Genomic DNA, 20661 nt, shown 5'->3' on the forward strand with positions numbered 1-20661 from the left:
CCAAATGACCTTTATTTGTAGCAGAAAATGCCATTTAAACGGGATTTATTTCAAGCCCATACCATTACATAGCAAAGCCCATAACTTCGATTACAAAGGCATTTTTTCCGTCATTTTTAAGGGATTTATATAAGTTAGGAGAACATTGCAATAAGATGCTTACAGGGAAAAAAGGAATAAAAAAAAGCAGGATAGAGAATTACTTTACTTCCATCCTGCTCTTTATCATTGTGCTAATTTACTGTTTACAGAATTATCACGATAAGATATGTGTCAATCTATAATTACATATCGTTTTGTCCAATAACTAATTTTATGGCTTCTTCCATAAGTTCTTTCTGAAAGTTTTCCCTGATCCCAGCCTTCCTGAAGATTCTCCATAAAGATAAGTCCTTTCCATCATCCTGTAACTCCTTTACTGCCCATTGTAACCTTCTAATTTGAAAATCTTTAATACTCTCGGTTTTCCCCTCCAAATACCATTTTGTTTTTGGCAATTTATCGAGGTGTTTTTCCAATAATGGTCTAATTCCTATTCTGCTTCCTATTGAACTTATCGTAATACGTATAGGCTTCCCGACAGATAACATATCATTGACTGCGACTAATGCATTATTGTAAATTTCCTCATCCCGACGCTCCCAGTCAACCCTATAATTATCATTGGCTATTGATTTTAATTTAGGAGAATTCCTATTCAACCAGTCTCTATCATTTCGGTACAGCCATGTAAAGACCCTATTATTAAGTTGTCGTAATTCTGTTTTACTTTTGCTAGGATACTGTTTTTTTAGATTAAGCCATTCTCCTCTATATCCATCTCTCTTCTCAACAGTAGAATCCTGCTTAATGGGACTTTTACCTTTTTCCACTTTCTCACTTCTTTTTATCCAATACGTTTTTAAATCTAATTTCTTAGCATATTTTTTGACTGTGACTGGATCTGCTCCCAATTGCCTTGCTGTTTCCCTTAAACTTAACCTTTGTTCAGTAAGTTGTTTTAATTTGGCTTCCCATACCGGTCCATATTCCCTAACCTTTGTTTTTTTGTATCTGTCTTCATCATTGTGATCAGGGCCTGTTCTGAGATAAACAAAGCCACAATTGCACCTAAATATCCCTATGGGACTTTTACTATCCACGCCATACTTTAATTCCATGTCGGTAATGACAGGCTTTAAATAATGACTAGCAGCAGGGTTCAAACATGGCCATGGTTTCTCTCTAAACGGTTTATATTCGACTTTTTTATTGAAAAGATCAGAAATAGATATTCCAAGGAACTGAATAAGTAATAGGTGTCTTATAGGATGGCTTGTCCTATTGTTTCTACGGAGCATGTCATTTAACCAATTGTTGTTATAATTATCAATACTCGATTGCATTATCTCCAGTAATCTATGGCCATAAAAATCTAGGAAAGACCTTAATAACTCCTTTTGTTTTATCCTACCATTTACAGTTGCAAAACCCAGTTCTTTTAACCTAGTTAAATACTGCTCTTTAAACCAATTCAATGACTTATTTGCCACACTATTATTTAACAGAAATTCAATATCTTCTGTAAAATTGATTACCTTGTCCGTGATTTTATCAGCGTAATTCATTTCAGGTGTATTTATTTTGCAAGTCTCAGGAGTGGCTAATCTATATTCATGTTTGTTATAACCCCTAACAGGTACTTGGCTATCATACAATGGGATATTATGCTCTGGACAAACAAGAACTCCCGGTATTTGATGAATTCTATGCCAATACAATTCACCAAGATTATACATCTCCTCATTGGCACATTTGGGGCAAAATTTAAAGTATTGATTAAACTTAACTGAACTTGCCATTAAACCAATCCTATTGTAAATACTGCCCCCAGTGTCCCCAATCATAGACTCTTTAACCTTAGCGGCATGTCCAACAGGAAGGAATGCAGCATAGAATGGATACAGTGTATGGTTTGTAATTAAGTATTCGGAAGTATAGCGGTGTCCAACAGGAAGGTTTTCCATAATACGAAATATATGAGAAGGTAAGTCCATTATTGCTGTAATACTGTCTATTCCGTATATATCCTTTTGTGTTGCTTTGATGCTGACGTTTCCACTACGAACGTGGTATCTCGCCAAAACACTGTATAAAAGTTCATCTTTATACGGCACAGGAAAGAATGTCATCATTTCACATCACCCTGTCTTGCCAAAATCACATTCATAACTCTTGATAAAACCACCATTACCAAGAACTTCATAGGCTGTTTTGTTTTCCTTTCGACCTTCCACAACTAAGATTCTTATATCATTCTCTACAAAAGATTCTTCTTTCTTTCGCTTTTTATTTCGTTTAGTTGAAGCGGATATACCCTGTATGGTTTTAACAACCAGTTCGTTGATATCCAAATTCGCCTCCTTTTCAGTAACTTCTTCTACAACCTTTTGAACCTCGGTAGGTTCAAAATCCAATTCTATAAGTTTCAAAATTGCCTTTTCTTTTATTGAAATACTCATTTCTTGTTCTTTTTTCTTTTGCGTTCTTTTTATTGCCTCCATCCTCATTTGCAAATCAATAGAAGCCCTTTCTCTATCCATAAATCCTAAAAAATCTACATCCACTGTACTGATATCCTCAAACTTTGCAATCTTACTAATGTCGCCCGACTTCAAGGCCTGAATCATTGGCTTAACAAGTTGTAAATGCTTACTAGCCACCTGACTAATTGATTCCGGTGTTATTCCTTCCTTTCCAGTCATAATGGCCTCAATTTGAGACATGGCATAGAGTTTTACCGCGATATCAATAATACCTTGACTTTCCTCATACAGGATATTTTTAAAATCATCTGTTAAAGGAATCTGCTTCCTTGTCCATTGATAACCCCAAAGTGCATTAATCAATAACTCCCAGTTTTGATTGTTTTTCAACCTATCCCAAATCATATCTCCTTGACCACTTCCCCGTCTTGCCTGTCTAAATTCACTTTGCAAAATAGACAATCCAGCGGGTGTTCCTACTAATACAACTGGAACTCCAATTGTATTAACTAGTGTTACAAAAAAGTTCAGCATCTTTTGATCTCCACCACTTTTGGCTTTGCTTAAATGCTGAATCTCGTCTATAACTAATACACCAAGCCCTGTGTTTCTTGCTATTTGAGACATAATCACCAGCATATCATTTATTGTTTTTCTACCTAGACCAAATTTTTTGTGATACTCTGTTCCCAACAAATCGTCTACCTTACGGAAAAATTCCAATGCTAATCCTCTCAAGGAAGAATCAAAAGGACAATCGAGTTTAAGCCATGCAAGTTGATACATACTGAAATTTGTTCCGTTATAGTCTTTGTGGACAATAACTTGAGGGTATAAGGATAAAATTCTATTTATAGCAGTTGTTTTTCCCATGCCACTCACACCGATTATAGTAAAACCTGCTGCGGTTGTTCTAAAAACACTGTTATTGCTTAATTCACTTTGCAAGCCCTTGATATTTCGATGTCCTTCCTGCAAGCCCTGCGCATACCCGGGCCGAAAAGGATTTCTTGCCAAATATCCCTGTCGAATTACCCTAGAGATTCTACTTTCCAAATCCAAGTGTATCCATAACGGCTGAAAGCATTGGAATAATCTTTGAACCAAATGAATTCGATAATGTTTATCTAGCATTCTTTCTTTTGGATTGTATTCAGCATATATAGCCATTTTTTCAATCGCTTCTTCTGTAGAGAGGATTGAAGGAAGTGCTTCAATGAAAGGATTCCCACTATATTCCTTGATAACCTGTTCCCCGTATCTAGCAACAACAGCATCACAACCGTTTGGAATGATAACTTTATTCATTTTTTTTATTTAAGGCCTCCTTCTGCTTTCTCAACAACAAATCAAACCCTGTATCCCCCATAAATTCGTTACTATCAGATTGATTAAAAGGAACAACCTTAGTGTTTTCTATATTAACTTTATTTAATTCAAAGGCCTCTTCTTCACGCTGAATCATTTTTTCAACAGCACGGTTTTCCCGAATGCTGCCTATTCTGCTCCTTTTACTGCTTACATCCGTTTGTTTTTGAGATGTTTCCATTTTGGCCTGTTTTACAATCTCTTCGATTTCAGTATTCAAATCAACTTTTGACTGTATTGTTTTCTCCTTGTGTTGCCTTTCCTTTTGTTTCTCGTATTCTAGTAAATAATTTATTTCTTCAACTACCTTGCCCTTATAACGTTGTTGATGTTCCAATAAAAAACATTTATCAAAACCCAAACCATTTTCATCCCGTAAGTATATATAATCCATATTTCTTGGATCATAACTTATTTCAATTTTCCAAGTGCCCCGGTTCCGTGCTTTTTCAAACCATCTTTCCTTTAATGACTGTTTTGAACCATAGAGTAACCCTTTATACGCAATTCCCTTTGCAGTCACAGTAGCCTTGCCTGTTGGCATGAGATTGAGTTTTACAACATCTTCCGAAGCATGACGTAACTTTCCTGATTTGTTGTTTATCCCCCATTCCCAGAGTTGTATTGGAATTGACTCTATTTCGTCCTCCACCATCATTTCTTCTCGCTGATAGTTTGTAAGATAATGTTGATTATTATGATATAAAACACATTTAATAATCACTTGAGTAAACTGGTAAATATCCAATTGTGCTTCCAAACGATAGTCACGATCCCCACGTTCTTTAATTGGCTTTACAGCACCCGGTAGAAAGGCCTTCGTTCTTGTATTGGTTACCCGAAATTGTTGCTCAATTATTCCTTTTAAATCAGCCCTGTAAGAAGGTGTATTCAGAATTTTTATTCCGAAGTTATTAATTAAGGGCTCAACTTTACTTCCCTCTAATTCCCCCCGATCAGCCAAAATAGATTCTGGAAGGTGTTCGGCAGGCCACTCATGTTTTTCAATCTCAATTCCGAAGTCCCGACAAAAACTAACTTTATCAGAAGCAGCATTAGCCAAAGCCATCATTGCACCCGCCCAAGATGGACCTTCCAATCCAATATATAGACCAACAATCATTCTGCTATAAACATCCATTACAGAATAAATTACAGGTCGTCCAATTATCCAATCACGATTAAATCTTGATAACAGGTACAAGTCGCCAATTGTTGCGTCAATCTGATAAACTGCACCGGGACCTAGTGCTTCTGTTGTTGACTCACCTATAATTGCTCTATGATTCTGATCATAATTTTTCCGACCTTTTCTTTGGCTAATTTCTTTTTTGATATCTCTTTCCTTTTCAAACCAATACCTGAATTGATATAGTGATGGTAAATCTCCAAAGGATTTTATAATGGGTATTTCAACTTTCCCTTTCACCTTACTATCCATACTAAAATACTCTTTTAACATTAATTCATAAGTAAGGGTTATGGACTTTTCTGCAGAAGAGTAATAATGTTTGTTTATAGCCGTTCTAAATATTTTCTTGATATTTTCATCAATATTTATTCCTTCGCCAGTTACTTGTCCATGTTTTCTAGGTCTCCCTCTTTTTACTTCACTAGCCTTCTTTTCCTTACCCTTACCTCCACACAAATAATAGTCAGGTAAAAGGGAGTTTTTTGTTTTACCACGTTGCCAATACTTTTTTAAATAGCGTATAACAGTACTCTCGTGGACATTGTGTGCTTCACATTTTTTTAGTATTAATTTTCTTCTTTCAGTTGAGTGGAAAACAAATGGCTCCAATTTCACAATGTCCTTTATGATTTCCCAAGCACAGTCACGTAAGGACAGATGCTTTTCAGGAATATCATTTTCATTTATCAGCCGTCTGAAAGGGTCCTTTTCAACAATAACTATGCTCCCCTTGTTTAGCCCGTCTTCTACGTCAGAAATATTCCTTTCATAGGGTTGAGAGGTGGAATAAATATTGAAAAAGTACCCATAATCATGTGCTTTATTAAGCCATAATATCCTTTCAACTACTTTCTCGTTTCCTGACGTAGTAAAGGAAATAAGTTTATTTACTACAAGCATTTTCTTACAGCCTCCTCATGCGTAATTCGTGGATTTACTTCAATAATTGGATTTGATAGATTTACGTCAATTTGATTAGTCATATCTATTCCAATCTGTTTTGAAGCAATTAAGAACTTGAACACAAATAATCCTGTACCTGAATCGTAATTAAACTCCTTGTCAAATTCGGAAGTTATCTTTCTAATTGAATGCTTGGCATCTATTAATCTTTCTACTAAGGCGTTACCTAAATAAATCAGTTCATCCTTTGTAAAGCCTCTTTCAGCATATGAATATAAGCAGGAATGCACCCATTCAATATTTTTTGCAAGCACATTAGAAATTTCCTTTTGAGTAATAACTCCCCAGTCTATTCCTTTTTCCGTCCAATATCGGCGTTCAATCTCTAACCTTTCCAATGTCGTTTTCTTTTCAAGTTCCGAAGCCATCTTTATGCTTCTTGCTAAATACAAATTACCATCGGCTCTGTTTATCGTTATTAGGAAATTAGTGCTTAGTGTATATGGGTATCCACTTTCCTTATCCGTAAATAGTTTGAATTTCAAATCTGATTTCTGTTGTATTGTATCTTCAAGATCCAGTAGGGGAAAATGTTCTCGTATGTCTACAACTGTATCTTGCCACTCCAACATATAAAAATAGCGAGCCTGCAAATCTGAAAATAAATGATGTACTCTACCACTCTTCCACCCTAATATTCGAGATACCCTTCCCATAGAAGGGAAATCCTGAATGGTCAACCACGGTTTATATTCTTTACCTGCTCCTTGTCCCCTTCCTTCTTTAACAAACCGATTATATTTATTCTCACTCCAAGATTGATTACGTTTAGTCATATTCCACATCCTCTACTGCGATAAGTATCTAGTACTCTAGTGAATTTTTAGTAACTCGATTCTAACGGGCCGGCTAGACACATTCAATATCCTCAGCAATCTTTTTTATGAGTTTAAGAGAACTTTATTCTCAATCTTGTTACCCTAAATAAAATAGGTTTTTGACTTTGTAAAAAAGTACACAAAAAAACCTCCATGAATGCATTTCTAACAAAAATACAACCATGAGGTTCTCTGTTTATTCTTTATAAGGGTAAAAGGCATAGAACCGTTTAAATAATTAAACCTATCGTTGCTGAAATACCACCTAAAAATACTGATGTTGTTACATAAATTATTGCTATTTTAATTTTTCCTGATCCGATTAAAGTTATAGTTTCATATCCAAAGGTAGAAAAAGTCGTATATGCACCACAGAAGCCAACTCCCAAAAGAAACCATAACGAATCATGAATTTGGTGTGTCAGATGGAGGTTCGCAATGAATCCAAGCAAAAATGAACCTGTAATGTTAATAACCCAAGTACCCGTTGGAAATAGGGAAAACCTTTGTACCTTTTTATTTATAAATTTACCTAATAAAAATCTAGTGGCTGCACCCAATGAACCACCTACACCTATTAACCAAATCACTCTACATCACCTACTTCAACGTGGAACAATGCCATTCGGTAGCCCAAATAGACCATAATTAAACCAAATATTGTTGATGTTAAGACATAAAATAATGCAATAACTACAAAGCCCTCTTGCAAAAGTTGAATGGTCTCTACTGAAAATGTTGAGAAGGTTGTAAAGGAGCCTATAAATCCTGTCCCAACAATTAAAGTGAATTGTTCACTGTTTTTGCCCTTTTTGCTCATAAATGTTAGGAACCAACCCAGAAACAGACACCCAATAAGATTTATCAATAAGGTGCCTAAAGGAAGGCCATTATCTACATGGACCCATTCTCCCAATCCATATCTACATATAGCACCGAAAAAGCCACCAACTATTACTAATAACAACCGCAATTAAATCACCTTCCTTAATAAAAAAAACCTGCCAAAGGCATAGGGGTACCTATATCTTCGACAGGAGTCATTAGCCTTAATACGACGATTTGTGGTGAACTCCATCACCTTTTCAATTAGTGCTAATAATTTCATTATTAGCAATCTATTGGGTACTGTCAACTAAGTAAACTTTTTTATGATTTTAAGCAAACATTATTTTCATTTTTTTAGATTTGACATATATTCCTGAATTTTAGTTTCTGTAACTATGTTAAATTATAATAAAGTTTGCCGAAACTAGTAAACACGTCCATCCCTTGCTATATCTGACCTCAAGGGCATTATCCAACTTATTTCATGAGAATAAAGTATGCTCAAAGATTTGACCGTTTTCACCCGTAAATGAACTCAATATATAAAAAAGATAAGAATAAAGTTTGCTTAAACATAGAGGAGAGATCACCAAACAAAGGGAGTCACCTAAACCTCATGAAGGCACCTTACGGTGACCCCTGTACCACAACCGATTCTAGCCTTCTGATTGTTCTATGGTAATGCAGTTCTTTACTACCTTTGGGATACGGTATAATTACCATGTCAATTAATTTATCAAGGGTGGGCTTAAATGTTTTACGCAATTGTATTGTTTATATTTGCTGGATTTGCAGAGATTGGTGGAGGTTATCTTATTTGGCTATGGTTAAGAGAAGGTAAGCCATTTTATTGGGGTGTTTTCGGAGGAATAGCCTTGGCGTTATATGGTGTTATTGCCACATTTCAAACATTCCCATCATTCGGCAGAGTATATGCTGCCTATGGAGGAGTATTTATCGTTCTTTCTGTATTGTGGGGATGGGGTATTGATAAAAAACCACCCGATTTATACGATTGGATAGGCGCTGGTATATGTTTAGTGGGTGTTTCAATAATGTTATTTGCACCTCGCCAATAGAGTAAAAAGATAAGAATACATTGAAGGGGAATCAACGAACGAAGGGGGTGTCCTGAACCGTATAGGTGTGAGTTTGAAAGAAAGCCATACAATGACGACTATCCCCCTAAATTCTTCATTTTCCTTTTACTCTTTTTCTTCTTTTCAAAATAGAACTAAGACTTATAAGGTGAATTAAGGATTGAGGAGAAAGGGTTTTCTGTATTTCACCTTTATCCAAATAAAATACCGAAAAAAGGTATCGGAGATACGTTTCCTATTCGATAGTCTAATCCATCAGCCTCATACATAGTACCTTACGGTTTCTCCTATATCACCGTCATTCCCCTACTTACCACGTTACCAATCACCTAATTATTTATTTGTATTTATTTTTATATGGGCGAGTGCTTCTGTCTGATGCCTGTTATACGTTGATGGACGTGGACTTCCCTTGAAAGATGAAGCACACTACTATACCTTACTGTTTCACCTATACCACCATCATTCCCATGATTACCAAGTAACCTATTCCTAATTATTTATATATTTATTCTTTTATGGGCTAGTACCTCTTTCTAAAGCGTATTACACATTACTGGACGTGGATTTCCTTTAAATGGGTTGGTTCTAATGCTCCCTTCAGTGAGACATGGAAACATCCCTTGTCTTGTACTTATGTTGGAATTACCACCCAGTCCTTCTCAAAATAAAAAACTGAGGGGAGATAGCGTAGATACGTTCCCGATTCGATTGTCTAATCCATCAGCCTCATACATAGTCTGGCTCCCTCCTCCTCTACTTTGTACAGTTACTAAGAGAGAGTTGTAAACTGCGGTAACAGGAAACACTTCTATATCTTACGGTTTCTCCTGTTCCACCACCATCCCCCTACTTACCACGTGACCTATGACTAATTATTTATTTTTTTATTTATTTACATCTTTATGGGCGTGTGCTTCTGTCTAAAGCGTATAACACGTTGCTGGACGTGGCCTTCCCTTAATTGGATTGGTTCTAGTGCTCCTCATTCAGCGGGATACAGGAACATCCCTTATGCTGTACTTATGTGGGAATTACCCACCCCGTCCCTCCAAATAAAAAAACCAAGGAGGGATATCAAAGATACGTTCCCGATTCGATTGTCTAACCCATCAGCCTCATACATAGTCTGGTTCCCTCCTCCCCTACTTTATACAGTTACTAAATATAAAAGAGAGTTGTAAACTGCGGTAACAGGACGCACTACTATACCTTACGGTTTCTCCTATACCACCGTCATTCCCATACTTAACACGTTACCTTTTCTAATTAGTTATTTTTATTTATTTTTTATGAGCGAGTTTCTGTCTGAAGCATGTTATAGTTCTGGATGTGTGCTTCCCTTGATCCAGTCGGTGCTATGCTCCCTTTAGTGAAACATAGAAACGTCCCTTGTGCTGTACTTATGCAGGAAGCGTCCACCCCCCTTCCTTCTCTAAAAAAAAAGCCGAGAAGAGGTATCGTAGATACGTTTCCCGATTCTTAGACTAATCTATTAGCCTCATGTTATACTTTGCCTCCACTTTAGACTACAGGAAGTTATAGGACATCTTACGATTTCTATACTTCCTACATGACCTATGATTAATTATTCATAAAAACATCAGATACTTGTTTTCGGTTCATTTCTTTGAAAATGTACAAATATATTGGTTATCCATTTAGATACCAACATAATGACTAAGTAACCCAAAAATAAATGAAAGTAATTAAACCCCTTCAATAAAATAAACAAGCCTGACCACACCAAGATTGGTTTAAATATAAATGCAAGAAATGCACTTGTTATCGTTAAATATAAATAATAATTTTTCTTATGGTTTAAAGTCCATTGATAAACCAACATATACACAACTGGTATTAATGATACATCTAAGGCAAAACTAACGGGAAATAGCGGAATCGCCTTATATGGATATCCCCAACTTCCATAATTAACACCAATACTGTCTATGTATGTGAACCAAACGTGCACATTAAAACCGTAGAATCCCAATAATAATGCCCTCTTTTTATCAATTAAAAACCATATTAAAATTAAAGGCAGAATGAGGATTACAACATTAACCCAAAACTGCCACGTATCTATGGATGAAAATTCAAGCCAATAATCAATACCTTCTTGCATTAGGTTTTCATAGTCTTCAATTATTTTCTCAAAAAAACTTCTCTGTTCTTCACTCATTTAAGTAACTCCTTTATTCCTTGAACCTAGAGGGTAATGCTATCTTATTCTGATTAAAAGTTTCCTTTTTTATTCATGCTTAATTATTAACTTGCATGTGGGAGGGAGTGATTACTTATAAGGGGAATAACAATTTTACTCATTGGCCAAATGGCATTTTATTTAAAGCCATATTTAATAACTTGGTTAATTGTAATATTTTTCTAAGGGTATTTTGGTAGGCTAATTGATATTTCTTACATTAAACTGTGCGTATAAGAAAGTGAACGCATAAGGCACCTTACGGTGACACCTGTTACTACATTTTTCACTTGGTTCTATTGTTCCCTTTATAAAAAGATGTCTTAGGCAGGGATTACTTCTCTATATGAGAAACCTTGAATCCTACAGGCAATCGGGAAACCTCTGCAGGAGTTGGTTGTCATACAGTGATATCCACACTTTAAACAAACAGGAACCCGATATCTGGTGGATTCCTCTTACACGACCTATCCCAAAATATTTATATATTTATTTATTTATCTTCCTATAGGATTTAAACCACATGGAGCGTTTTAAACGTTACAGAGTGTGCCACTCGTTGATTGGATTGGTTGCCCGTCTGTATCCCTTCAGAGAGGAACGCCCCCTCTGCTTATACCTATTCAAGGGTTAATTATCCCGTAAGGGAAACCTTAAGCCTTGAAGGACACCTCTATACTACCACTTTTCTACATTAAAAAACCCCGTGAATATATCCAATATACTGGACACATTCATGAGGCTTCGTGCAAACTTTTTTCTTCTTAAGCAGACTTTCTTCTCATTCTGCAAACATTATTTTGATTTGACAAAACGATATATAATCCTAAATCCGCTTATTCAACCGTAACTGATTTAGCCAGGTTGCGCGGTTTGTCTACATCGCATTCGCGGTGCAGGGCAGCATAATAAGAGATCAGCTGCAATGGTATAACAGAGATAAGAGGTGTTAATAATTCATTTACTTCTGGAATAACGAAGCGGTCTTCTTCCTGCTCAAGCCCCTTCATGCTGATGATGCATGGGTTGGCGCCGCGGGATACAACTTCCTTAACGTTTCCGCGGATGCTCAGGTTGACGCTTTCCTGTGTAGCAAGGGCAATGACTGGTGTACCGTCCTCAATCAGGGCGATGGTGCCGTGCTTCAATTCTCCGCCGGCAAAGCCTTCAGCCTGGATATAAGAAATCTCCTTCAGCTTCAGTGAGCCTTCAAGGCCCACATAGAAGTCAATACCGCGGCCGATGAAGAAAGCGTTGCGTGTTGTTGCCAGGTATTCACGGGCAATCGCTTCAAATTCTTCTTTGCCGTCACAGAGGACCTCCATAGCATTAGCAACGATTCCAAGCTCCTGAACCAGGTTAAATGGCAATCCAAGCCCTTTGCTCTTCGCTGTTACTTCTGCCAGGATGGCAAGAACAGCCAGCTGGGCAGTATATGCCTTTGTTGAAGCAACCGCGATTTCCGGCCCTGCATGAAGAAGCAGTGTATAGTCAGCTTCACGGGAAAGGGTTGATCCCTGTACATTCGTGATTGTCAGTGCTTTATATCCCATCTCTTTGATGTTTACAAGCACGGCACGGCTGTCAGCTGTTTCACCGCTCTGTGAAATAAAGACGAATAGCGGCTTTTCTGACAGAAGCGGCATATTGTAGCCGAATTCGCTGGCAATATGGACCTCTACCGGAATTTTTGCCATTCTTTCGATGAACTGCTTGCCGACAAGGCCGGCATGATAAGAAGTACCAGCTGCAATGATATAGATCCGGTCGCTTTCATTCATCGCATCAAGGATGTCCTGGTCGATGACCAACTCCCCGCTTGCATTCTGGTATTTCTGGATGATGCGGCGTGTCACAAGCGGCTGCTCATCGATTTCCTTCAGCATATAGTGAGGGTATGTGCCTTTTTCAATATCACTGGCATCCAGCTCTGCTGTGTAAGGATTTCTGGCAATGATCTGCCCGTCCATATCCTGGATCATGACTTCGTTCTTTTTGACGATGACGATTTCTTTGTCCATCAGCTCGACATACTGGTCTGTCACCTGAAGCATAGCCATTGCGTCGCTCGCAACCACATTGAATGTGTCGCCAAGGCCGACAAGGAGCGGGCTCTTGTTCTTCGCTACAAAGATTGTTTCATCATTCTGCTCATCAAGGAGCGCCAAAGCGTAAGAGCCCTTCAGCAGGCGCAGCGTCTTGCGGAAAGCATCTTCTGTTGCTTCTCCTTCATTTACGAACAGCTCGATCAGCTGAACGATGACTTCTGTGTCAGTGTCGCTCTGAAGCTCTACTCCGCTCAGGAACTCGCGCTTCAGCTGGTCATAGTTTTCAATAACGCCGTTGTGTACGAGCGTGAAGCGCCCGCCTGCACTCTGGTGAGGATGGGCATTCTTTTTGCTCGGTACGCCATGTGTCGCCCAGCGCGTGTGTCCGATCCCGGTGTGGGCTTCCACATCTCCATCAACGATGCTGCGCAGGTCGGCAATGCGGCCTTTTTCCTTGAAAACATGGACGCCGTTTTCGTTCATGACGGCGATGCCTGCTGAATCATAGCCTCTATATTCAAGCTTTTCCAAGCCTTTTAGCAATACTTCCTTTGAATCACTGTTTCCGATATATCCTACAATTCCGCACATACTTCTGTGTCCTCCCAATAAAGGGGGCAAGAAGCCTTTTTTAGAGGGCATACTTGCCCCCTTATCTCTAGTTTTTGTTTATTCAGAGCATATCCCTCTCTTTGTCCACCAAGTTGCCTTGATGCTTTAAAGAAGGATTTTCGGTTGTGCTTGATCAACCGGGAGGCATCCGCCGAAAAATCGATAAACCTCCTCCTCGTCAACTAGCCCTCTCATGGCTAGTTCAGGCGCTTTAAAAGTATACCCTGACGACCCACCTTTCTATTATTGAATATGCTTTGCACTATGGTTTGCAAAAACAGGATAATCATACATCACCACGCGAGAATCCGTCAACTGATATCATAAAAAATACACATTTTCCCATGAAGCTTCAGGAGCTCCATATAAAAAAATATGCATAGAGGCGCCAAAGCGTTCCTCTATGCATATCTTCCCTTCTATTACTCCTTTAAACCCATTTCCTCGCGGACAACAGCGGCTATGCGCTCCACATAGGTCTCACACTGCTCCTTTGTAGGCGCTTCAGCCATTACACGGACCAAAGGCTCTGTGCCGGAAGGCCTGACAAGGATGCGCCCGTTTCCGTTCATTTCATTTTCAACCTCTGTAATCACAGCATGTACCTTATCATTGTCTGTTACATGGTGCTTGTCTGTAACTTTAATGTTGACGAGCGTCTGCGGGAACTTCTTCATTTCATTCGCGAGCTCTGACAGCGGCTTTTTGGTCGCCTGCATGATATTAGCAAGCTGAAGGCCCGTCAAAAGGCCATCACCAGTGGTGTTGTAGTCAAGGAATATAATATGGCCGGATTGCTCCCCGCCAAGGCTGTAGCCCTCTTTTTTCATTTCCTCCACCACATAGCGGTCTCCGACTGCAGTCTGGATGCTTTCAATGCCATTTGCTTCAAGCCCTTTGTAGAAGCCAAGGTTGCTCATGACTGTGGACACAACTGTGTTGTGCTTCAGGCGGCCCTGCTCTTTCAAGTATTTTCCGCAGATATACATGATCTGGTCTCCATCAACGATGTCGCCATTTTCGTCTACAGCAATCAAACGGTCTCCGTCACCATCAAAAGCAAAACCGGCATCCGCCCCTTTTTCCTTTACAAAAGCCGAAAGTGCTTCAGGATGAGTCGATCCTACGCCATCATTGATGTTAAGGCCGTTAGGGGATGCGCCCATTGTCGAAAGGTCGGCATCAAGGTCCGCAAATAAATGTGCTGCCAGTGAAGAGGTAGCCCCGTTCGCACAGTCAAGCGCGATATGTATGCCTGAGAAGTCTTCATCAACACTTTGCTTCAAATATTGAAGATATTTCTGTCCGCCTTCAAAATAGTCATTCACCTGGCCCAGGTCTGCCCCTACCGGACGCGGAAGCTCATCTTCTGCCTTATCCATGAGAGCTTCAATTTCCAGCTCCTGGTCGTCTGAAAGCTTAAAGCCATCAGGCCCGAAGAATTTGATCCCATTATCAGCTACAGGGTTGTGGGAAGCAGAGATCATAACACCTGCCTGTGCACCCAGGGCTTTTGTCAGATACGCTACTCCAGGCGTTGAAATGACGCCAAGGCGCATGACTTCAGCCCCAATGGAAAGCAGTCCTGCGACAAGGGCCCCTTCCAGCATATGCCCTGATATGCGTGTATCGCGGCCGATCAATACTTTTGGGCGGTCCTCATTTCTTGTTAGCACATATCCGCCAAACCGGCCCAGTTTGAAAGCCAGCTCCGGGGTCAATTCACTATTTGCAATCCCTCGTACTCCATCGGTACCGAAATATTTACCCATTAAAAATCGCTCCTTCTAACCATAGTGACATTTTATTTAAGCTTCTTCGTTATTTTTAGTAATAGAAACCTTCACTGTTTCTCTTGATAGCTTCCAGCTTACATTATCGGGGCCAGTGACCTTTACTGGCACATCATGCTCCCCTTCTGACAGGCTGCTTGCATCGACGAATATATTGAAATCTGCAGAACCAAGGCCATTGACCACACCGACCGGCCCCTGGACAGACAGATTTGTTCTCCCTGATCCATCAGCGAAAGCAGCGGTATATCCTTCTGCTGCCCCAGTCAGGTCAATCGGAAGGTTCGAGAAGGTTTTGGTTTCATCCTTCTCTGTTTCTTCCGCAGGAGGAGTCGCCGTCTCAGCTTCATCTTCTTCTGCTTCTGAGCCGGCGTCCTCCTGATCTTCCTGACTTTCAGCTGTCACATCCACGGAAGCCTCTACTGTCTTCGGATCGACAGATGTGATGCCGTCCGGGATGATGACCGGAAGGGTCTGAACACCATCTTTGGTGATCTTGCCCAGGTCAATCTCAACCCTAACTCTTTCCGTCTGGCCGAGCGCTTCTTCGCTTCCGGTGATTCTCGCCTCAGCTGTATCCAGATCAATACTGTTAAGCGTCACACCCGAAGGCAGTGAACCTTTCCGGACGACATCGATCGGCACGGTCTTAGCGAGGCTTTTCACAGAGACGGTAACCTCTACCGTCTCTGGATCGACAGCTACATTCAGCTTATTCATATCCCTGTCGAGCACCCTGATGCTTGCAGCTCCTGTGACAGATTCCTCTATCGGACCTTTGACATCGAGAGCTGCCTTCACATAGCTGATGCGGTCGACTACGTCCTTGGCACCCGTTATTTTAACAGTTTCAGGCTTAACAGATGGTGCTCCGGATGTGAATCCGTCTCCAAGCAGGGACTGGTTGAATTCAGGCTCTACCTTGAACTCCTTCGTTACTTTCTCCTGGATAGAGACTGTAGCATATAACGGATCGACTGTTACATCGAGGCGATCCGAAATGTCCCTTACAAGGATCCGGACCTGCTTTTCGCCAACTTCAGCATCAGATAAATTTACATATACTTCAAAGTCCCGCTGCGTCTTGGCGATCTGGACATGGCTTTTCGGCCCTGACACCCTCACATCCACAGTATCCGGAACTCCGGTGACGACAAGATTATCGGTATCATAATAGGATTTGACCGGGACATCTTCAATCAGCTCAGTGTCCTGATCCCCGGGAACATTAACCTCGCCCGATTTGTCGGATCCATCATAGACAGCATCAAAAAGGAGCAAAGCCAGAACAAGGGCCACAGCTTTCATGAACCACCTGTTGTCCACCAGCTTATCAATCAGCTTATCCATTTTTCTTCCCCCTCCAATTCCAGCGGGCTGAAGAAGACTGTTTCGCCTTCTGGCTGACAATCAATTCATTGGATAGGAGCTCCTTGAATGCCTCAGAGCTCAGGCTTCTGTGAAGCTCACCGTTTTTAGTCAGTGAGACGCTTCCCGTTTCTTCAGATACAACGATGGTAAGGCTGTCTGTGACCTCACTGATTCCCAGGGCGGCCCTGTGCCTTGTGCCAAGTTCCTTAGAAATGAACGGACTCTCAGACAGCGGCAGATAGCAGGCTGCAGCTTCCACACAATTCCTCTGGATAATGACCGCCCCGTCATGAAGAGGTGTATTCGGGATGAAAATATTGATCAGGAGCTCTGATGATATTTTTGAATTCAGCTGAATGCCTGTTTCTATATAATCGCCCATCCCTGTTTCACGCTCAATCGAAATCAGGGCGCCAATCCGGCGTTTAGCCATATAATCAACGGCCTTTGTAATGGAATCCACCATCTTTTCCTGTTCATTTTCTTCCTGGGAGCTGCTTCTCGAAAAGAATCTTCCCCTCCCCAGCTGCTCAAGCGCCCTCCGGAGCTCAGGCTGGAAGATGATGATAATGGCCAGGACCCCCCATAGCAGAACCTGTTCCATCATCCAGCCAAGTGTCTGCAGCTGGAATTTATCGCTGATCACCTTGACGATCAGAATAACAAAAATCCCTTTCAAGAGCTGTACGGCCTTGGTGCCCCTCACAATCATGATCAGTTTGTAGATGACGTACCAAACAAGGAGAATGTCAACAATATTAGCCAGGTATTTCAAAATTGAGAAATCTGCAAACGACATTATCCCTTCCTCCAAATATATTTTTCCAAAAAGCATAAGCTTTGTTTTCAATGTATGTAACTCACATATTATATCATAAATACTCTGAAAACCAATGATATGGACATGGGATATATTGCAAAGCTCTTGGCGTGCCTTCTCATTCATCTAAAAAAAAATCCCTGCCAAATGAATATCGGCTCAGCCGGATATTTCTAGTTTGACAGGGATTTGCTCTCTCTATTCAATCAGCCTGCTTCAGGCTCTTTTTCTTTCTCATCGAACACATTCACAAGATCTTTGCCAAGACTCTTGATATGATACCAGAGCCACTCAAACACTTCATTCACTTCCTTGATATCACCAGTCACCTGGCCTGCAGAAGCCATATACTGCTCTCCATTGATGACGGTCACATCGCCATCGACCTGGCCTTCGATTTTTATCTTGCCATTGCGGACAATCACATCACCCTTGATTACTTCACCTTCCGGTACGATGACCGTGTCATTCTGGACGATAAGGTTCGGCTGTTTGGAGACCGAAAAATTATGGTCCTTATTCCAGGTGGAGACGACACTTCCCATCATAAGGATGAGGAACAGGGAAGCAGCAGTAAGCAGGGGATGATGCCTGAACCACCGCTGGAAGCCCACCTGCTTCTTTTCTTTTGGAAGCTTCGCCATCACACCAGCTGTGAAGCCTGACGGAGCTTGTATATGTGAAGTGCTTTGCACCAGTGCAATAGCTCTCTTTAATTCATGAAAATAAGAGCGGCATTCGTCGCAGCTGCTCAAATGCTCCCTTAATTGCTGTTCATGCTCGGCTGAGATCTCTTCATCTAGATACTCGTGCATATACTCGACAATCTCTGCTGGACATTTCAAAGTTCTCACCCTCTTAAAATGATAAGCTGAATTCATTTTTGCAAAAGAAGATGGCATAGCCATTCATCTCTACACATGACGCAGCTGCTTTCTTAAAGCTTCCCTGCCCCTGTGTATGCGGGTCTTAACCGTCCCGAGCGGCAGGTCCATAATCTCGCTTATTTCGTTGAGAGAAAGCTCCTCGATATATTTCAGCACAATTACTGACCTGTATTTTTCAGGAAGCTTGGAAATTTCGTTTTGAATGGTTTCCTGAAGCTCCAGGCTCTCTACATCTTCCTCGGGCAGTCTGGTATCCGCTGCAATCTGCGAATACATCGTCAATCCGTCCGTCCCGGCAACCTCCGCATCCAGAAAATAGTCGGGCTTTTTCTTCCTGATCCGGTCAATGCATAAATTGGTTGCAATTCTGTACAGCCAGGTGGAAAACTTCAGGTCGATATTAAAGCTTTGAATATTAACATATGCGCGCAGGAAAGCCTCCTGTGCAATATCCTCCGCCTCATGGCGGTTGCCGAGCATACGGAAACAAAGCTGGAACACCTTGTCTTTATAAATTTCCACAATTTCCCCAAAAGCATTCTGGTCGCCTTTTAATACCTGTTTGATCCTTTTCTTTACGATTGCTTCCATTTCTATTTACCTCCGCTCTAATGCGGCTATACGATATTACGGATCGATAGCGGAAAAGGTTTCGTTTTTTATATAAAATTTCTCAATAACTATTATTTTAACAAAAATTTACTTCTTCATGTTTAAAAAGTTTTAAATGGGGTATAAAGGGACTAATTAAGCTGAGGAAAAGGCAGGTTTTTTTGAATGGGCATTCAAGAACTGTTGCAGGATATTGAAAAGTGCCGCAAGGAAATGGTCCAACTGGCTTCCCGTACCTCTTTGTCCAGCCATCATGTAATTGAAGCCAGTACAAGGCTGGATTCATTGCTGAACAAATACAATCATCTGGTCAAAAAACGGTAACTTGAAAAATCAAGTTACCGTTTTTTGTTTCTTTAAAGGAGCTTTTCGCCGAAAAGCGATCCCATCAGCGCAACGGCTACAGATGCCGTCTTATTCTTGTCATCGAGGATCGGATTGACCTCCACGAACTCAGCGGAAGTGATCAGCTCCGCTTCTGCAAGCATTTCCATCGCCAGGTGGCTTTCACGGTAGCTGATGCCTCCTATGACTGGAGTCCCCACGCCTGGTGCATCGTTGGGATCCAGCCCGTCCAGATCCAATGATAAATGAACCCCATCAGTCCGGTCCCTCAGATACTCAATTGCTTCTTCCATCACTCTTGCCATCCCGAGCCTGTCAATCTCATGCATTGTATATACTTTGATGCCCTTCTCCTTCACAAGCTCTTTCTCACCCTCATCCAGGGCCCTTGCTCCGATGATGACGATGTTCTCAGGCTTTACCTTCGGTGAGTAGCCCCCAATCCCGGTCAGAAGCGGATGGCCGATGCCCAGCGAAGCTGCCAACGGCATGCCATGGATATTCCCGGAAGGCGATGTTTCTGCTGTATTCAGATCTCCATGGGCATCATACCAGATGACGCCGAGGTTTTTATAGTGCCGCGACACACCTGCAAGCGTCCCGATGGCAATGCTGTGGTCCCCGCCTAACACAAGAGGGAATGAACCGCCCTTGATTACTTCATCAACCTTTTCTGCCAGCTGGCCGGTCTTATCTGCAATAAGCTCAAGATTCCTCAGATTGGTATCTGGATCTATCTCCACCTCCGGGCGTCCAATCGCTATATCACCCAGATCATGAATGTGCTCAAATAAAGATTTCAGACGTTCATTTACACCGGCATAGCGGATAGCACTTGGCCCCATATCAACGCCTCGCCTCATTTGCCCAAGATCCATCGGCATCCCGATAATCGATAGTTTCTTCATCTCTCTATGTTCCTCCTTCACCCCTGTTCTGCTTTCATTTTAACCGCTTTCAAAGCAATGACTCAACTCGACAAAATCATGCATATATATGCGTACTTTTCTGAAAAATCAAAAGGATAAAAAGATAGAGGTAAATTCCTGGGGGAATCGGCAGTAAGAATTATAACGAAAATGGCATGATCCACCCGCGGATAACACATGATGCTGCAGATTTAGATTCGATGTACATGTACAGCTGTTAGAAGTTATAACGTTTTTAAACATA

General features: G+C 40.8%; 16 protein-coding genes and 1 riboswitch. Of the genes, 2 read left to right on the forward strand and 14 right to left on the reverse strand.

The features are described from left to right. Positions 1-284: 284 nt before the first annotated feature. The 6 genes from CYJ37_RS25060 to crcB (CYJ37_RS25085) form a co-directional block, all read right to left on the reverse strand. Positions 285-2174, reverse strand: a complete 1890-nt coding sequence (locus CYJ37_RS25060; protein WP_101552790.1) for a TnsD family Tn7-like transposition protein — start codon at positions 2172-2174, stop codon at positions 285-287. Positions 2175-2180: 6 nt separating this feature from the next. Next, entirely contained in the window at positions 2181-3833 is a 1653-nt protein-coding gene (locus CYJ37_RS25065) for an ATP-binding protein (RefSeq protein ID WP_101552792.1), read from the reverse strand. Beyond that, positions 3826-5985 (reverse strand): Mu transposase C-terminal domain-containing protein, encoded by a 2160-nt coding sequence (locus CYJ37_RS25070; RefSeq protein WP_101552794.1) that lies wholly within the window; start codon positions 5983-5985, stop codon positions 3826-3828. Before CYJ37_RS25070 ends, CYJ37_RS25065 begins: the two co-directional genes overlap by 8 nt. Beyond that, a complete protein-coding gene (locus CYJ37_RS25075) occupies positions 5976-6824 on the reverse strand; it encodes a TnsA endonuclease C-terminal domain-containing protein (RefSeq protein ID WP_101552796.1) in 849 nt (282 codons plus the stop codon). The genes CYJ37_RS25070 and CYJ37_RS25075 overlap by 10 nt, the downstream gene beginning before the upstream one ends. A 272-nt stretch (positions 6825-7096) precedes the next feature. Then, positions 7097-7456: a fluoride efflux transporter CrcB gene (crcB, locus tag CYJ37_RS25080; RefSeq protein WP_101552798.1), complete on the reverse strand. Its 360-nt coding sequence runs from the start codon at positions 7454-7456 to the stop codon at positions 7097-7099. Continuing rightward, positions 7453-7839: a fluoride efflux transporter CrcB gene (gene crcB, locus CYJ37_RS25085; RefSeq protein ID WP_101552800.1), complete on the reverse strand. Its 387-nt coding sequence runs from the start codon at positions 7837-7839 to the stop codon at positions 7453-7455. Before crcB (CYJ37_RS25085) ends, crcB (CYJ37_RS25080) begins: the two co-directional genes overlap by 4 nt. Before the next feature lie 54 nt (positions 7840-7893). Next, positions 7894-7957, reverse strand: a riboswitch (Fluoride riboswitch). A gap of 489 nt (positions 7958-8446) precedes the next feature. On the opposite strand from crcB (CYJ37_RS25085), the gene CYJ37_RS25090 reads away from it, so the two are divergent. After that, on the forward strand, positions 8447-8773 hold the full coding sequence (locus tag CYJ37_RS25090) for a YnfA family protein (RefSeq protein WP_101552802.1): 327 nt from the start codon (positions 8447-8449) through the stop codon (positions 8771-8773). A 1624-nt stretch (positions 8774-10397) separates the two neighbouring features. On the opposite strand, the gene CYJ37_RS25095 is transcribed toward CYJ37_RS25090, so the two are convergent. The 7 genes from CYJ37_RS25095 to sigW all read right to left on the reverse strand — a co-directional run bounded on the left by CYJ37_RS25095 (position 10398) and on the right by sigW (position 19122). After that, a complete protein-coding gene (locus tag CYJ37_RS25095) occupies positions 10398-10979 on the reverse strand; it encodes a CBO0543 family protein (RefSeq protein WP_101552804.1) in 582 nt (193 codons plus the stop codon). 857 nt (positions 10980-11836) lie between these two features. Next, the gene (glmS, locus tag CYJ37_RS25100) at positions 11837-13639 is read right to left on the reverse strand and encodes a glutamine--fructose-6-phosphate transaminase (isomerizing) (protein ID WP_101552813.1); all 1803 of its coding nucleotides are present in this window, start codon (positions 13637-13639) and stop codon (positions 11837-11839) included. Positions 13640-14082: 443 nt separating this feature from the next. After that, positions 14083-15432 (reverse strand): phosphoglucosamine mutase, encoded by a 1350-nt coding sequence (gene glmM, locus CYJ37_RS25105; protein WP_101552815.1) that lies wholly within the window; start codon positions 15430-15432, stop codon positions 14083-14085. A gap of 36 nt (positions 15433-15468) precedes the next feature. Beyond that, on the reverse strand, positions 15469-16803 hold the full coding sequence (locus tag CYJ37_RS25110; RefSeq protein ID WP_101552817.1) for a CdaR family protein: 1335 nt from the start codon (positions 16801-16803) through the stop codon (positions 15469-15471). Continuing rightward, positions 16796-17623, reverse strand: coding sequence for a diadenylate cyclase CdaA (cdaA, locus tag CYJ37_RS25115; RefSeq protein WP_009795682.1), 828 nt, complete (start codon positions 17621-17623; stop codon positions 16796-16798). The genes CYJ37_RS25110 and cdaA overlap by 8 nt, the downstream gene beginning before the upstream one ends. A gap of 227 nt (positions 17624-17850) precedes the next feature. Further along, complete coding sequence (locus CYJ37_RS25120; protein WP_101552824.1) at positions 17851-18489, reverse strand: anti-sigma factor family protein; 639 nt, start codon at positions 18487-18489, stop codon at positions 17851-17853. Positions 18490-18558: 69 nt separating this feature from the next. Continuing rightward, positions 18559-19122: an RNA polymerase sigma factor SigW gene (gene sigW, locus CYJ37_RS25125; RefSeq protein WP_009795680.1), complete on the reverse strand. Its 564-nt coding sequence runs from the start codon at positions 19120-19122 to the stop codon at positions 18559-18561. A 186-nt stretch (positions 19123-19308) separates the two neighbouring features. Here sigW and CYJ37_RS25130 point away from each other — a divergent pair, with 186 nt between their 5' ends. After that, on the forward strand, positions 19309-19467 hold the full coding sequence (locus CYJ37_RS25130) for an aspartyl-phosphate phosphatase Spo0E family protein (protein WP_022543224.1): 159 nt from the start codon (positions 19309-19311) through the stop codon (positions 19465-19467). Positions 19468-19499: 32 nt separating this feature from the next. Here CYJ37_RS25130 and rocF read toward each other — a convergent pair whose 3' ends face one another. Continuing rightward, positions 19500-20396 carry an arginase gene (rocF, locus tag CYJ37_RS25135; RefSeq protein WP_009795852.1) on the reverse strand — a complete coding sequence of 299 codons (897 nt, stop codon included), beginning with the start codon at positions 20394-20396 and terminating at the stop codon, positions 19500-19502. Between the last annotated feature and the right edge of the window lie 265 nt (positions 20397-20661).

Origin of the sequence: Bacillus sp. UMB0728 (assembly GCF_002858875.1) — a bacterium.
Taxonomy (GTDB): domain Bacteria; phylum Bacillota; class Bacilli; order Bacillales; family Cytobacillaceae; genus Bacillus_AB; species Bacillus_AB infantis.